This is a genomic window from Sporanaerobacter acetigenes DSM 13106 (genome assembly GCF_900130025.1).
Classification (GTDB): Bacteria; Bacillota; Clostridia; order Tissierellales; family Sporanaerobacteraceae; genus Sporanaerobacter; species Sporanaerobacter acetigenes.
Genome location: NZ_FQXR01000021.1, coordinates 1 through 15,396, shown reverse-complemented (window position 1 = coordinate 15,396; position 15,396 = coordinate 1). Strand labels below are relative to the sequence as shown.

Sequence of the window (15,396 nt, the reverse complement as noted above, 5' to 3'; positions counted from 1 at the left end):
AATTCGTGGTAAAATGCTATTAGAAATAATTTTAATATATTCTAATATATAAGGGGGCTAAAAAATGTCTGCTTCTAATAAAGTAGCAATAATATTCACTGGCGGAACTATTTCAATGAAAGTAGATCCTCGTATTCATGCAGCTATTCCTGCTTTGACTAGCGAAGAAATTCTAGCAATGGTCACCAACATAGAAAAATTTACTGAAATAGAAATAATTAATTTTGGAAATTATCCAAGCCCACACATTACACCAGAAATGATGATGGATTTAGCTGTACTTGTTAAGAAAACGATTTCTCGAGATGATATTTCTGGCGTTGTTGTAACTCATGGTACAGATACATTAGAAGAAACTGCATATCTTTTAGATTTAACTATAAAATCAGAAAAACCTGTAATAGTTGTTGGAGCCATGAGAAATAGCTCTGAATTGGGATATGATGGTTCTAGCAATCTTTCAGCAGCTATATGTACAGCTATTTCAGAAAAAGCTAAAAATAAGGGCGTATTGGTAGTAATGAACAATGAAGTAAATGCAGCAAGTGAAGTGACTAAAACCAATACCTTGGCTTTAGATACTTTTAAATCCCCAGAATTTGGTGCCCTTGGAATAGTTGACAATGATGAAGTCATATTCTATAGAGATATAATATCAAGGGATTTTATAGATACTGATGATATTGAAACAAAAGTTATGCTTCTAAAATGTGCTCCAGGAATGAATTCAGATATTATAAATTATTGTATAGATTCAAATTATAAAGGAATAGTTCTTGAAGCTTTAGGAAGGGGAAATATACCACCTCAAATGATTGATGGAGTCACAAGATGTATAGAAAAAAATATTCCTATTGTGCTAGTATCAAGATGTCCTACAGGAAGAGTGCTTGATACATATGGATATGAAGGCGGGGGAAAACATTTAAGAGAATTGGGTGTAATATTTGGTGGAAATCTTCCTGGACAAAAGGCAAGAATCAAGCTTATGCTTGCTTTAAGCACCACAAATAACATGGAGACAATAAGGAAATTATTCGAAAAAGATGAGTATAAAAACAACTAGAATTTTAGTGCTACTTTATGACAAGTAGCACTATCTATTTCTACTTCTATAAAAAAAGCCTCTACTTCTCCTATCTAAATAATCTTCTATATAATTTAATCTTTCATCAAGTATATTTATTTTATCTTTCATTTCTTTTATCATTTTTTGTATTTCTAAAATCTCGGTATTTTTCTGTACTTTTTTTTTATGGGAACTTCTTGAACATCTTCCAATAGTCCAAATCCAATAAAAGAAATATCAGGATAAATGCTACCAAAAGAATAATTTAATTTTTTGTTACTTTCTTTTATTGAATTGTCTACATATTTGTATCTAACAACATCTATATTTTTGGATCTTTCCCAAAGATATATGCTACTCCAAATTTCCCCTTCATCTACACTATATCTACTTAATACAGCATCATATTCTATCCAAGCCACCCAAAGTTTATCTACATATTTTATAATTGTAGGATATGAGCAATTTTCTTCATTAGATAATATTTCTCTTTTAAGAAGTACTGTATCAGCCCCAACAATGTTATATTTTTCATAAACTATCGATAAATTTCCATCAAAGTTCTGACTATAAACTATATTTAATATATTTTCCTCAAGCAATATATCTATATATAATTTTGAATTAAATCCACGTGTAATCCTTTGCTTTTCAAGCCACTTCTTTTCAACAATATCATATTTTTTTAAGAAAATTTCTTCTCCCTCTTCTGCATAATCATAATAAAAAACAAAAAGACTATAATCTTGTAAACTTAAACAGAAAGGATTCAATACCTGCTGAATCTTTGTATCTTCCACAACATTTGTAACCCAGATTTCATCATCATAGTGATGGTGATATAATCTGTATAATTTTTCAGCTTCATTTAAGAGAACATTATAAAATATATGAATTTCTTCTCTATCTAACAGTATACTCAGGTCATATACATTGGAAACAGGTTCTTCTGTCAAAATCACCATATCTATATAATCCCCAAACATAGTGACTAAAACAAGATGTCTATCAAGATTTTGATAAACCAAATAAATATAGTCATTTTTCCCTATGGCTATATCATATTCTTCTAGGGAATCCTCTACTATTGTCTTTTTTTCCATTTCTCCACTTAAAATATTAAAAAAATATGTGGAAATTGTTTTGTTTCTCCATTGAAAGCTATAGACATTTTGATAGCTATCTGTCAATATAGAAACCTTTTCATTATAAAAAGTCATAAATACACCACCTATATAAAATCTTTGTATATAAATATGGCAACTATGTACAAAATATTCCTCACTATGTCACACATATTTATCTAAAAGAATATATTGAAATTGAGAAGTAATTCTAGAAATAAAGTTTTAAAGGAGGTAAATTTATGAATTCCGATATTAAATCTGATATATCAGAAATGGGTATTACGGATAGATGTTGCACAGGTACAACAGGTTGCGAATGGGATGGTACTTTAAGAAGAGTTCGACCAGAACCTATATTTGTACAAAAAGTATATGATGCAGTGCTAGTAAACCTTCAAGCTCTTAGAACTGTAACAAATCAACCTTTCACTCCTTCATTAGGTCAAAATGCAAGAATCATTAGAATACTTGATATAAGATGTAGAAAGTTCTTCAATCCAGAAAATGCTCTAGATCCAAGAAATTTAGTTGTTGATCCTGAAACTGTTCTCTCTGGAGGAGATTTCGTAAAAGATGGAAAAGGATGTCCAATCACAGTAGTTGGCCCTGATGGAATGAAAACCGAAAAAGTAATATTTGCTAATACTACAGAATGTGAAGAAGTTGGAAAAGGTACACCAGTATTTGGAACTCAAACTGTTAGAATATCTGGAAATGTAGTTGTAGAAATAGATGCATTGGTACAAGATTCTAGATGTAGAAAGTCAAAAGTAACTCTCACTAGTACTGTTCCAATTGCTCCCGCTTCAAATCCTATAGTTATGACCAATTTCTTTGAACTCTGTATTCCTTCTGTATTTGATTCAGCTTTCTTCCCAAGATTCGCAGAATTTTGCAATATAAATTGTGAAACTAGATTGGCTACAAACAGCATTACAAGAGATATTGTGATTGATCCTACTACTGGAGCAGTAAGAATAAGCCTTATCATTGCAGTTTGTATAACATGTGAAAAAAAAGTAATAGTTCCTGTACAACTTTGTGTTCTATCTACTGGATTCCCAGTATTGTCACCTGAAGTATCTCCAATTTGTAGCACCTTCCCAACTCTATTTCCTAAACAGATAGATGAAAATAGCAACAATGATCCTTGCCCTTGCCCTAGACCTCGCCCTTTAAATGAAGATGAAGGAACAATTTCACAAGAAATTTATTCAGATACCTATGAAGATAGAGAAGAACATTAGCTAAAATAGGTGCTCAAATTGAGCACCTATTTTAGTATATCAACTATTTGTAGTTTTTTTTCTTCTAAAAAATTTATATATTTGTCTCCAACTTTAACTATAGGTTTTGTAGGCATTTGTGGATTAACAAATATTATTTCACCTACTTCTCCATTACTTATTCTTACTCTACTTCCTACATAAAATTTAGAAATATTATCCAAAAATATTCTAGTAATTCTAGGATCTAAATTTCTAAAACTTTCATCATCTAAATGCTCTGCTACTAAAAATGGTGATTCTTTGCCTTTATATACTCGATTTGAAGTCATAGCATCATATATGTCACATACAGCAATTATTCTAGCAAATTCGTGAATTTCACTTTCCTTCAAACCATAAGGATATCCGCTTCCATCTTGCCTTTCATGATGTTGAAGAACCCCTAATGCAACGTTTTTGCTGATACCTACTGTTTCATTTAATATATCATATCCATAAATAGGATGTTTTTTTATTATTTCAAACTCTGACTTTGTAAGTTTCCCTGGTTTGTTTATGATGTCATCAGATATTTTAAGTTTCCCAATATCGTGAAAAATTCCAGCTAGTGACAATTGTTTTAGCTGAATTTGAGAATATTCAAGCCATTTTCCAAGCATAGTAGCTAACATACATACATCAAGAGAATGATTAAATGTATAATCATCTCTTTTTTCAAGTTGTTTCAATCTCCCCAATATATTGTTATTGCTAATCAATTCAAATATTAATTCATCAACTTCATCACTTATTTCAGTCAAGATGATTTTCTTTCCAAACTTTATATCACTAAAAGTATTTTCCACTTTATCTGACAGTTTTTCATATTTAATAACTAAACTGTCTTCTGGATGTTCTTTTAAAAAAGAACTTTCGTCAAAAATATTTACTTCTCTTACACCTAAATTTTTTATATGTGATATAAGTTTCCTATTAAGAACAGCACCACCGCCTACAAGAACTGCTCCAGTTTTCAAGCTTTCTATATCTTTATCTAATACCATTCCCGGCTTTAAATCCCTTACTTTTACAATAGCCACTAGTCATCCCGTTACTGAAAACTTATAAAAAGTTATAAAAATCAACTTTTATGTCTCATTCCTTTTTCAACGTATCCACTTTTGGATTAATCCTACTTGTGTGGTCTTGATACTCCAAAGGCTTAAATTCCCCACTAACGTATGGGTACATTTTACGACTTCAGTGATTTAAGCTATTTCTTGACCATACCTTTTAAGATTTAAACTAGCATTAAAATCTCTATCTAATACAGAACCACAACATTCACAGATATATTTCCTGTCACTTAACTTTAAGTCTTTATTATAACTTCCACACTGACTACAAATTTTACTACTAGAAAAATATCTATCTGCTACTACGAATTTTATATTGTTCCATTCGGATTTGTACTGTATCTGTTTATAAAATTCATAGAATCGTTGTTCCCCAATAGCTTTAGATAGATGCTTGTTTTTCATCATTCCTGCTACATTCAAATCTTCAACTACAATAAAGCTTGGTTTTCGCTTTATTATTTCAGTAGTTACTTGATGTGAGTAATTATGACGAATATTTGTGAGTCTTTGGTTTAACTTTTTAAGTTGATTTTCTAATTTTATAATATTCCTTGTTTTCTTGTAACGGGTTTCACCACCTTTCGTTTCAATTTTATTTATTTCATATTTTTTTGATACTTTTCTTTGCAATGTTTTCTTTTTCTTTTCTAATCTTTTTACTTCTTTTGTTTTATTTATGTTTTTATAAATATTGCCATCACTAACTACTGCTAATTTTCTACTCCTAAATCTATTCCAATACCTTCACTTGTTGGTATTTCTGTATTATCTGGATATTCTACACCAACTGAAATCCACCAATTAAGTCCATCAAAAGAACATCTAGGATTAATATATTTAATCCCTCCCAACGCATCGTTCCCTAATATATTCTATAAAAATACAATAATTCCTCTTTTTTATGAGATATGTTCAGGTAATTTACTTTTATTTATATTAATTTTATCTAATATTTTAGAAGCCATAAAAGAAATAACAATGGCTATACCAATTCTCAATGACAGCAATAAAAACCCATTTGCACCCATAGCTACAAATAACAAAGTATCTTCAAACACTGAATGGCAAGCAATTAAGAATATTATTAAAACATATAAATCCTTTTTAGATAAATTGTTTTCTTTAGCACTTTCAATAATCACACCTGCGCCATAGGCTAGTCCAAATATAAGCCCTATAACTAACGGAAAAGTTGATTCACTTGATATTCCAAAAAATTTTGCAACAGGTTTAAAAAAATCAGATATTTTATCAAGAATATTTAAATCCTTTAACATTTCCATAACTATCATAAGTGGAATAACTATCTTTGCCATATCAAATATAGAATTCAAACTACCAAATGTGCTTTCTTTTAAAAATCCAACAAAATCCATGTTCATTCCTCCTACAATATGATATTAAACAATATTCCAAAAATTATCGCTAGTGAAATTCTTATTAAAAGTATTAAAGTTACATTGACTCCTGTCTTTTTTGCTACAGCTGTTTCAAGAAATAAACTGTGAGAAAAAGAAAGCATTATAGCTAATATAGTTATCTGCTTTATTGTTAAATTTAAACTAGCAATAACTCCAATACCTGCATAAAGATTTATCATATTACCTAACACTAAGGCAAGAGAAGCTTCTCCAGGAAGACCTACTATTTTCATTACTGGAGCAAAAAAATTTGAAATCCAACTAAGTACAGGTGTATACTTCAAAAAAGTTACAAAAAAATAAACTGGTACCACTATTTTTGTTAATTCCCATGTGGTTCTAATTCCCTTATTTAATCCTCGCAATAAGCTTTCTTTATACATTTCATACCACCTTTTTATCATCTTAATAAGATGATTATAACATAAAAAACACTTATATTTATACATTGATATATTAAGAAAAACTAGAATCTTCCTATGATAGAAAAACCTTAAGTAATATACTTAAGGTTAAGCTAGTTTTGTATTCTCATTCTTCATGTTTGACCATTTTCCACATTTGTCACCATATCTAGCAAGAATTTTATTATCCCCACATATTTCAACTATTTCACATGCATTAGCACATCCATTACATTCTATTCCTCTTACTTTGTAGTTTATATCTGCTATTTCCAGTCCTTTGAAATTTGAAGATTTTCTTTTTTTCACTTCATCTCTTGCAAGCATTGCAACTCCTACTGCACCCATCACATCAAAATATTCAGGTATAAAAACTTCTAGGCCCAATTGAGATTCAAATGCTCTTTTTATACCACCATTAGCAGCTACTCCACCTTGAAACATTACAGGTCCTTTTATATCTTTTCCTTTGCCTACATTGTTCAAATAATTTCTTACAAGTGCCTGACAAAGTCCCCATACAATATCCTCTTGATTGTGTCCTAATTGTTGCTTATGAATCATATCTGATTCAGCAAAAACTGCACACCTACCCGCAATTCTAACAGGATTGTCAGATTTTAAAGCCATTCTTCCAAAATCCTCTATAGGTATTCCAAGCCTATAAGCTTGCCTGTCTAAAAAAGAACCCGTCCCAGCTGCACAAACTGTATTCATGGCAAAGTCTACTACTATACCATCCCTTATTATTATTATTTTTGAATCCTGCCCACCTATCTCGATTATAGTTTGAACATCAGGAATAAAATTCAGTGAAGAAATTGCATGAGATGTAATTTCATTTTTAACAACATCAGCCCCTATAATTAAATCAGCTAAATATCTACCACTTCCTGTCGAACCAGCACCTAAAATATTTATATCTCCAATTTCCTCTTTTAGTTCCTTTAAACCTTCTTTTAGCATTTCAATAGGTTTTCCTTGAGTTCTCAAATACTTTTTACAGAGAATATTGTTTTCATCATCTATCAGTACTAAATTTGTACTTACACTTCCCACATCAACACCCAAATAATAATTCTCCAACTTTTCTTTCCTCCCTTCTTCTTGTAAGCAAATCAACAAAGGCTTCTAACCTTGTTAAATACCCAGCCTCTCCAGTCATTTCATCTAATACTAAAGTCATAATTGGAATATTGTAATCTTTCTGCACTTGGGGCAATATGCTTTTGGCGACTATCTCTGGCATACAATTCAAAGGTAAAAGTTGGATAACTCCATCAAATCCTTGTTTTGCATAATAAACAGCACTTCCTACAGTTTCTCTTCCGTGACCTCCAACTAATGTAGACAAATAGGGCTTTGCCAATTTATATTTCATATTTTCTTCTTTAGAACCAAATGGGAAACTAGTGACATGATGATTAACCCATTTAGTAGGAGTCAAACTTTTTTCCACATAAACTCCCATATGGCCTAATTTCTTTTCTACTTCTAAATTTACAAAAGGTTCAATAATTGTATATATTTCTCCAATAATCCCTATCTTTATAGGATTCTTACTTTTATCTATTGGAATACTTTTAAGGCTATACTCGACTTCATCCATTAGCTTAAGCATTTTTTCTGCCCCAAAAGTATTTTCTGTATCTTTATAGTATTCCTCCATCATAGCGTCCACTTCATAACTATCTATTGCATAAGCCCTTTTTTCATTTGATAATTGAGTTAAATAATCTGCTTTTTGAATAAGTTTCCATCCAAGTTTGCCAGCCTTTATTACATCTTTATAACTTTTAATATTTAAAGCCTTTGAAAGCCCTTCTTTTAATTTATCTAATCCTTCATATATAGGATCAAACACTATCATTTCTACATCATATCCTAAATCCCATAATATATTTTGCTCTAACACAGAATAATATCCAAATCTACAAGGCCCACAACTTCCAGTTATGAGAATAGTATCTGCACCTCTTTCAATGCTTTCAATATAATTTCCAATATTAACTTTAAAGGGTAAGCACATATTTTCTGGAGAATATTTTGTGCCTATTTCCAAAGTTTTAGAACTACATCTTGGAGGCGGTATTACTTCTTGACCCAGTTCTTCTAAAAATGCTTTCCCAGCAATATATACATTACCTAAATGTGGAAATGTCACAATCATCTTTATTCCTCCATTTCATCATATCTATAAAAGCTTCTATTCTAGTATCTATCCCAGCTTCTCCTGTTTGTTCATCCAGTGTAAGAAGGGTAAATGGTACTCCTTTGCTTTTAGCTTTCCTTTCTATTAAATCTATGAGTATAGAATCTATTCCGCATCCAAAAGATGATAAATATATTATTCCTTCCACTTCATCTTTTTCTATAAGACTAAAGGCTGAACCTACTATTCGTCTTCCATAAGTCCAAAACATTCTCTTGGGCAATTGATTAGAATAATATATTATCTCATCTTTACTAACCATTTCAGGTGTCATAACCTTTATTCTATTGTTAATTAATTTTGAAATAAGATTCATATTAAGATACTCATCATAAATATTGTAAGGATGTCCTACAACCATGATACTCATATCATGGTTTTTTGAGTTGTAATTTAAATCTACAAAGGTCTTGTTGTACATCTTAACTGCTTCTATAGGAATTACTCCTTTACTTAGGAGATATAAATATCTTTCATAAGATTCCCAAGCCTTTTTATAAGCATTTCTTATTTTAGATTTATTTTGGGTTATATATTTTCCAGCTTCATAAACAGCTTTTTTATATTTTGAACTAGTATAGTTAATCTTTCTTAAATTTATAGTTGTATCAATTATAGGGGGTAAATCCGCTATAGAAAATCTCACCATATCAGGAAGTCCTAAAATTTTAGGGCAACAATATTCCAGTTTTCGAATACTGATCATTTTAGGTATAAATATATAATCTACTTTATCTTTTAAATAATCTGCATGACCATGAAAAACTTTTACTGGAAGACAAGATTCATCTACACAGTTAAGAACTCCACTATTTAGTATATCTTTATTGGTCTTTGGAGATACAATTACTTCAGCTCCAAGCTCCTTAAAAAATTCAGCCCACAGAGGATAATAATCATAAAAAAGCATGCCTCTTGGTATCCCAATCTTGTACATAAAAAAACCCCTCCAATCGTCATTAGTATATTATTGACATATTGGAAGGATAATATAACAAAAAAACATTACAATAAAATCCTAATCTTCATATAATTCGTCCATATTTATCAAATAGTATAAACTCTTCATAGAAACTAATATTTCTTCTTTACTTGTAATTCTTGGATCTAGTGAAACTTGTATATAATCCATAAAATCTTCTGGCTTTTCAAAAGGAAATTCCATACTAGATAGCAATCTTCTCATTCTAATTTTTCTCTCTAGATTAGTCATAGTTGAAATATTCCTATTTAGATATTGAGTGAAATTATTTAATAATTCATCTAAATAATTTTTTTCTACTATTTCTATGCTATCAAATCCATCATATAGAAGTATATCTTCTCTCAAAAAAGAAAAGTCATTATAATAACTAAGAACCTTTTTAGTAAGAAGTAATTCATCATTAAGTTTTTCATCTATTAAATCTGGTCTATCAACGGCCTCATAACTAACTTTTTCTAACAATTCATTAGTTTCAAATATATCTTTTTGTAAAATGGAAAGCTCTTTGTTAATTGTTTTTCTTAATTCAATACTTCCACTTTTATCTGATTTTAAACATTCCCCCCATTTTGCTAAAATATTTTCGTCAATTTCAAAATTATCTATATTGGAATTGATCAAGAAAACTGCCATTAATTTATTTGTAAGTATTCCCATGTTTTTCATAATGGAGTTCAGCTCTTCCATTTCACTATACAACTCTTTAGTTTTTTGAGAAATTTTAGAAAGCTCATCTAAATCCATTCCTTTTAATTCCTCATATTTCAACTCTTGAACTCTTCTAAAATAATCATCATATGCTATTCCATAAGAAGATTCCATAGATCCATTAAATGTCTTTTTATAATTTTTAATTTCATAATCAATATAAGTTTTTGACACATTAGATAAGCTTCTATTTAAACTATTTTCTATTATTTCAAAAAATCTTTCTTTTGTAATTCTAAAAGGGAGCATGCCTATTATAGTGGAAATTTTTTCATTAAAAATATAATAATCTTTAATATCTTCTGTAACATAATTTGTAATATCTATGAGCAATTTGCTTAACTGCCTTTGATCTAAATTTTCATTTTTTAATTCCTTTTCTGCTAAATTTTTTGTTAAATAATAGTCAACTATTTCTTCAACATAAGATACTTCTACTAAGTAAGGTTCTAAATCGTTGGATAAATTGTTTAAGCTGGTTCTCAAAACTCTTACACGTTCTATATCATCTATCTTTTTCTTTATTTTTTCATCAATATTTTTAACTGTCTCCATTAGTTTTTTGTAATTATCCATGATAAGTTTTTTTTCATTTCCTGACTGAATGTTTTCTATAATATTATTTTCTTCTAGCAATTCCATTATATCTATATATCCTAAAATAGAATCATATAAAGACATAGTACCTACTTTTTCTATTTGTCTATTATTTAAATAAGATATAATTTGAGTTAAATCATCATTCCCAAGTTCTTCAACTTCCGTTTTATCTAATTTTTTTATATTTTCTATGTCAAATTTTGTAATCATAGTTTTTCTCCTTTCAAAATTCTTACCAAGGTGCTACTATACCGTCAGCTCTTGGCTCAGTTCCTCCCATTAGTGTCCTACCATTTTTTAGTATTATTTGACCTCTGCCAAAGCTTCCTACATCATCTGAATATTCAACTTCATGACCAAATTTTATTAGTTCCTCTTTTATGTTTAGTGGAAAATCAGGTTCTACTAACACCTTTTTATCTTCTATCCACTGCCATCTAGGTCTGTCCAAAGCTTCTTGAGGATTGTGATTAAAGTCAATTAAATTAGTAACAACTTGAACATGTCCTTGGGGCTGCATATATGCACCCATTACACCAAAAGGTCCTATAGCTTCCTTATCTTTCCCTAAAAATCCCGGTATTATTGTATGATAAGTCTTTTTGCCTGGTTCCAGACAATTTGCATCATTTGGATTAAGTGAAAAAGTACAGCCTCTATTGTGTAAACTAATGCCGGTACCTGGCACCACAAGACCAGAACCAAATCCCATGTAATTGCTTTGAATATAGCTTATCATATTTCCTTCTCCATCAGCTGCAGCAAGATAAACAGTTCCTCCTAAATCAGGATTACCATAATGGGGATGAATAGCATCTTTTGTGATTAATTTAGCTCTTTCGCTACCATACTCTTTAGACAAGAATTTTTCAATGGGAATCTCCATTTTATTTGCATCTGTTATGTATTTTAACCCATCTACATAAGCAAGCTTCATTGCTTCAACAATTACATGATATGATAATGAATCTTCGTAAGATAGTTGAAAATTATTTAGAATATTTAAAGCCATAAGAACTACTAGCCCATGAGTATTTGGAGGCAATTCCCAGACATCATAACCTCTATAGTTTATGCTAATAGGCTCTACCCATTCTGCTTTATATTCGAGTAAATCTTTTTTTCTTATATATCCATCAAACTTTTTCGAAAATTTATCAATTTTTTCTCCTATATCTCCTTCATAAAAAGAAAGACAATCCGTTTCTGCCAACTCTAGCAAAGTATTCCCTAAATCCTCGTTTTTCCAAATTTCACCTGGCTTAGGGGTTTGACCATCTCTTGTGAAAGTTTTAAAAAAGCTATCAAATTCTTCACCTTTTAATTCACTTAAATATTTTTCAAATCCTTTTCCCCAGTTTTTGGATACTACAGGCGACACTGGAAATCCTTCTATTGCATAGTTTATTGCTGGTTTAAATACATCTTTAAGTTCTAACTTTCCAAAACGTTTAGACAACTCTCTCCATGCATAAGGGATTCCTGGTACCGTTATAGGTTCAAAACCATAAATTGGCATTTTTCTGTGCCCTTTATCCTTCAGTTTATCTATTGATAAACCTTGTGGAGCAAATCCACTAGAATTAAGACCGTAAATTTTATCCTTTTCCCAAACAATAGCAAATGCATCTCCACCTACTCCATTTGATGTAGGCTCTACTACAGTTAAACATGCTGCTGTAGCAATAGCTGCATCTATTGCATTCCCACCTTTTTTTAAAATATCTAATCCTGCTTGAGCTGCTAATGCCTGACTTGTAGCTACCATCCCATTGTTGCCAAGTACAACCATTCTTCTAGACGGATATCTATATTTTAATGCATCAAAATTCACGAGAAATACCTCCCCTGCCATTTGATTTTATCTTAATTAATATATATAATTTAATAATAATCACATTTGTATTCATAAAAAATCCTTATTCTATTATATCATGGTTAAAAGTAAAGGAGAATAAACAATGGATATTTTGTACAGCAATGTTCAATATAATTTGGATTTAAAAAAATATTTTAAAGACTCAAAAATTTGTTTTTTTGATATAGAAACTACAGGATTTAGTAGAAAAAATGATACTGTCTATTTAGTTGGAATTCTTTCATGTAACGATGAAGAATATACATTAAAACAATATATTTTAGAATCTATAGATGAAGAAATTGTACTGCTTAGAACTTTAATACCTGAATTTGAAAATCCCAATTACATAATTAACTTTAATGGTGATTCCTTTGATATACCTTTTTTAAATCATAAATACAAAAAATATAATATCGACTATGAGATACCCATATCCAAATCAATTGATATATATAAAATAGTGAAAAATAACAAATATTTATTTGAAATTGAAAATTTAAAACTTAAATCTATTGAAAAATACTTGAATATAAATAGAGATGATGAATTGTCTGGAGGTGAATGTATTTCGCTTTTCTATGACTATATAAATAACAAAAATGAACAAAGCAAAAAACTAATTTTAAAACACAATTATGATGATATATATTATTTACCTTATATTCTAAAAATACTGGATGTAATCAAAGAGAAAAGTACTATTCAAATACCATATGAGGATACTAAGAACAAATGCCTAAAAATCACGATAAAAAATTTTCAAATATCTAATGACATAATAAATATAAATTGTGTAACTGACAAATTTCCGAAAGAACCAATAATAGTCTATAAAAATAGCTATAATTTGAATTGGAAGCCAAAAAAAGGTATGTTAAGGATTCAATTTCAAATAGAACATGGTATTCTATCAAATCTGAAAAAATGCATTTATGTAAATTTAGAAAATTTCGAGCCAAAGTTAGATATAAAGGACAATACAATATACAATCTTCCTGAAAACATATTGTTGATTCAAATAGAAAAGATTTTCATCATAGATAATATTAAAAATATAATTTATGAATTGTTAAAAAAACAGTAGATAACTTTCCTGCAGTTATCTACTGTTTTTTTATATAAATGGTGCCCAGAGGCGGAATCGAACCACCGACACGGGGATTTTCAGTCCCCTGCTCTACCGACTGAGCTATCTGGGCTAATTTTTTCACACTACAGCAGTATGAAATTTTATCTACTAATCATACCCTAGCAACGCGGACTAAGCGATTCACTCAAAATCGAAATACACGATTTTGGTTCTCTGCTTATACCGACTGAGCTATCTGGGCTAAATAATGGTGGGCCTTCAGGGACTCGAACCCCGGACCTGCCGGTTATGAGCCGGACGCTCTAACCAACTGAGCTAAAGGCCCCTATAGGTCTAATTTGGTGGGCCTGGGTGGACTCGAACCACCGACCTCACGCTTATCAGGCGTGCGCTCTAACCACCTGAGCTACAAGCCCTTTAGGTTTAATTTGGTGGGCGCAATAGGGCTCGAACCTATGACCCCCTGCTTGTAAGGCAGGTGCTCTCCCAGCTGAGCTATGCGCCCCTATTTTTTAATATGTAGGCTGGCAGGGGTGGCAGGACTCGAACCCACGACATTCGGTTTTGGAGACCGACGTTCTACCACTGAACTACACCCCTATAGCCAAGACCAATAAAAAGTTTGGTGGGCCTTCAGGGACTCGAACCCCGGACCTGCCGGTTATGAGCCGGACGCTCTAACCAACTGAGCTAAAGGCCCAAACTAACTACTGGCGGAGAAGGAGGGATTTGAACCCTCGCGCCCCGTGAAGGACCTACTCCCTTAGCAGGGGAGCCTCTTCAGCCGCTTGAGTACTTCTCCATATCTTTCAAATGGCGGAGAGGGTGGGATTCGAACCCACGTGGGCCGGAAGACCCTAACGGTTTTCAAGACCGCCCCGTTATGACCTCTTCGGTACCTCTCCATATTAGTGGTGACCCATCGGCGACTCGAACGCCGGACACCCTGATTAAAAGTCAGGTGCTCTACCGCCTGAGCTAATGGGTCATTTTTTTTAAACTTATCGCAGTATTTGTTTTATTGCTTTAATGACTATTAGTAATTCGGACTAAGCGATTCACTCAAAATCGAAATACACGATTTTGGTTCTCTGCTTATACCGCCTGAGCTAATGGGTCAAAATTTAAATGGCTGGGATGGCAGGACTCGAACCTGCGGAATGCTAGAGTCAAAGTCTAGTGCCTTACCGGCTTGGCTACATCCCAACAATGGTGCACCTAGGAGGATTCGAACCCCCGGCACACGGATTAGAAGTCCGTTGCTCTATCCAACTGAGCTATAGGTGCTCGTCTTTTGGAGCGGGTGAAGGGAATCGGACCCTCGCAACCAGCTTGGAAGGCTGGGGCTCTACCACTGAGCTACACCCGCATATTTGGTGGAGGAGACTGGATTCGAACCAGTGAAGGCTGAGCCAACGGATTTACAGTCCGTCCCCTTTGGCCAACTCGGGAACTCCTCCTAATAATTTGGAGCTGGTGAGAGGACTTGAACCCCCAACCTACTGATTACAAGTCAGTTGCTCTGCCAATTGAGCTACACCAGCATAACTATTAAGTTTGAAACTTTAAAAA

Annotated in this window: 14 protein-coding genes and 14 tRNA genes; 3 read left to right on the top strand and 25 right to left on the bottom strand. The window is 31.8% G+C overall.

Going from position 1 to position 15,396, the window contains the following annotated elements; all coding sequences use genetic code 11:
- The first annotated feature begins 64 nt into the window (after positions 1-64).
- Positions 65-1,066, top strand: coding sequence for an asparaginase (locus BUA21_RS13540; protein ID WP_072745362.1), 1,002 nt, complete (start codon positions 65-67; stop codon positions 1,064-1,066).
- A 155-nt stretch (positions 1,067-1,221) separates the two neighbouring features.
- On the opposite strand, the gene BUA21_RS13535 is transcribed toward BUA21_RS13540, so the two are convergent.
- Positions 1,222-2,289 carry a hypothetical protein gene (locus BUA21_RS13535; protein ID WP_072745361.1) on the bottom strand — a complete coding sequence of 356 codons (1,068 nt, stop codon included), beginning with the start codon at positions 2,287-2,289 and terminating at the stop codon, positions 1,222-1,224.
- Positions 2,290-2,435: 146 nt separating this feature from the next.
- Between BUA21_RS13535 and BUA21_RS13530 the strand changes: the two genes are divergently transcribed.
- Positions 2,436-3,443 carry a hypothetical protein gene (locus BUA21_RS13530; RefSeq protein WP_072745360.1) on the top strand — a complete coding sequence of 336 codons (1,008 nt, stop codon included), beginning with the start codon at positions 2,436-2,438 and terminating at the stop codon, positions 3,441-3,443.
- A gap of 26 nt (positions 3,444-3,469) precedes the next feature.
- Here the strand turns inward: BUA21_RS13530 and BUA21_RS13525 are convergent, their stop codons facing one another.
- From BUA21_RS13525 to BUA21_RS13485, 10 genes are all read right to left on the bottom strand, one after another.
- A complete protein-coding gene (locus tag BUA21_RS13525; RefSeq protein ID WP_084604312.1) occupies positions 3,470-4,504 on the bottom strand; it encodes an HD-GYP domain-containing protein in 1,035 nt (344 codons plus the stop codon).
- Positions 4,505-4,672: 168 nt separating this feature from the next.
- Entirely contained in the window at positions 4,673-5,221 is a 549-nt protein-coding gene (locus BUA21_RS13520; protein WP_233242630.1) for an RNA-guided endonuclease InsQ/TnpB family protein, read from the bottom strand.
- Positions 5,222-5,253: 32 nt separating this feature from the next.
- Positions 5,254-5,394, bottom strand: a complete 141-nt coding sequence (locus tag BUA21_RS14780; protein WP_158281685.1) for a hypothetical protein — start codon at positions 5,392-5,394, stop codon at positions 5,254-5,256.
- 48 nt (positions 5,395-5,442) lie between these two features.
- Positions 5,443-5,919 carry a nucleoside recognition domain-containing protein gene (locus BUA21_RS13515; RefSeq protein ID WP_072745358.1) on the bottom strand — a complete coding sequence of 159 codons (477 nt, stop codon included), beginning with the start codon at positions 5,917-5,919 and terminating at the stop codon, positions 5,443-5,445.
- Between the two features lie 11 nt (positions 5,920-5,930).
- Positions 5,931-6,347 (bottom strand): nucleoside recognition domain-containing protein, encoded by a 417-nt coding sequence (locus BUA21_RS13510; protein ID WP_072745357.1) that lies wholly within the window; start codon positions 6,345-6,347, stop codon positions 5,931-5,933.
- A 129-nt stretch (positions 6,348-6,476) separates the two neighbouring features.
- The gene (locus BUA21_RS13505; protein ID WP_072745356.1) at positions 6,477-7,454 is read right to left on the bottom strand and encodes an acyl-CoA dehydratase activase; all 978 of its coding nucleotides are present in this window, start codon (positions 7,452-7,454) and stop codon (positions 6,477-6,479) included.
- Positions 7,429-8,538, bottom strand: a complete 1,110-nt coding sequence (locus BUA21_RS13500) for a 2-hydroxyacyl-CoA dehydratase (protein ID WP_072745355.1) — start codon at positions 8,536-8,538, stop codon at positions 7,429-7,431. Before BUA21_RS13500 ends, BUA21_RS13505 begins: the two co-directional genes overlap by 26 nt.
- Positions 8,510-9,517: an acyl-CoA dehydratase activase-related protein gene (locus tag BUA21_RS13495; RefSeq protein ID WP_072745354.1), complete on the bottom strand. Its 1,008-nt coding sequence runs from the start codon at positions 9,515-9,517 to the stop codon at positions 8,510-8,512. Before BUA21_RS13495 ends, BUA21_RS13500 begins: the two co-directional genes overlap by 29 nt.
- A gap of 81 nt (positions 9,518-9,598) precedes the next feature.
- Positions 9,599-11,083, bottom strand: a complete 1,485-nt coding sequence (locus BUA21_RS13490; protein WP_072745353.1) for a hypothetical protein — start codon at positions 11,081-11,083, stop codon at positions 9,599-9,601.
- Positions 11,084-11,105: 22 nt separating this feature from the next.
- Positions 11,106-12,707 carry a gamma-glutamyltransferase family protein gene (locus BUA21_RS13485; protein ID WP_072745352.1) on the bottom strand — a complete coding sequence of 534 codons (1,602 nt, stop codon included), beginning with the start codon at positions 12,705-12,707 and terminating at the stop codon, positions 11,106-11,108.
- A gap of 127 nt (positions 12,708-12,834) precedes the next feature.
- On the opposite strand from BUA21_RS13485, the gene BUA21_RS13480 reads away from it, so the two are divergent.
- Positions 12,835-13,818 (top strand): ribonuclease H-like domain-containing protein, encoded by a 984-nt coding sequence (locus BUA21_RS13480; RefSeq protein ID WP_072745351.1) that lies wholly within the window; start codon positions 12,835-12,837, stop codon positions 13,816-13,818.
- Between the two features lie 39 nt (positions 13,819-13,857).
- Here the strand turns inward: BUA21_RS13480 and BUA21_RS13475 are convergent.
- From BUA21_RS13475 to BUA21_RS13410, 14 genes are all read right to left on the bottom strand, one after another.
- Positions 13,858-13,933, bottom strand: a tRNA-Phe gene (locus BUA21_RS13475).
- A gap of 139 nt (positions 13,934-14,072) precedes the next feature.
- A tRNA-Ile gene (locus BUA21_RS13470) sits at positions 14,073-14,149 on the bottom strand.
- A gap of 14 nt (positions 14,150-14,163) precedes the next feature.
- A tRNA-Ile gene (locus BUA21_RS13465) sits at positions 14,164-14,240 on the bottom strand.
- A 13-nt stretch (positions 14,241-14,253) separates the two neighbouring features.
- Positions 14,254-14,329: transfer RNA gene (locus BUA21_RS13460), tRNA-Val, on the bottom strand.
- A gap of 20 nt (positions 14,330-14,349) precedes the next feature.
- A tRNA-Trp gene (locus BUA21_RS13455) sits at positions 14,350-14,424 on the bottom strand.
- Between the two features lie 23 nt (positions 14,425-14,447).
- Positions 14,448-14,524 (bottom strand) — tRNA-Ile (locus BUA21_RS13450).
- Positions 14,525-14,535: 11 nt separating this feature from the next.
- Positions 14,536-14,626, bottom strand: a tRNA-Ser gene (locus BUA21_RS13445).
- Between the two features lie 12 nt (positions 14,627-14,638).
- Positions 14,639-14,729: transfer RNA gene (locus tag BUA21_RS13440), tRNA-Ser, on the bottom strand.
- A 7-nt stretch (positions 14,730-14,736) separates the two neighbouring features.
- Positions 14,737-14,812 (bottom strand) — tRNA-Lys (locus tag BUA21_RS13435).
- Positions 14,813-14,953: 141 nt separating this feature from the next.
- A tRNA-Gln gene (locus BUA21_RS13430) sits at positions 14,954-15,030 on the bottom strand.
- Positions 15,031-15,034: 4 nt separating this feature from the next.
- A tRNA-Arg gene (locus tag BUA21_RS13425) sits at positions 15,035-15,111 on the bottom strand.
- Between the two features lie 8 nt (positions 15,112-15,119).
- Positions 15,120-15,193: transfer RNA gene (locus BUA21_RS13420), tRNA-Gly, on the bottom strand.
- Between the two features lie 5 nt (positions 15,194-15,198).
- Positions 15,199-15,284: transfer RNA gene (locus tag BUA21_RS13415), tRNA-Tyr, on the bottom strand.
- A gap of 8 nt (positions 15,285-15,292) precedes the next feature.
- Positions 15,293-15,368, bottom strand: a tRNA-Thr gene (locus BUA21_RS13410).
- Positions 15,369-15,396 lie beyond the last annotated feature (28 nt).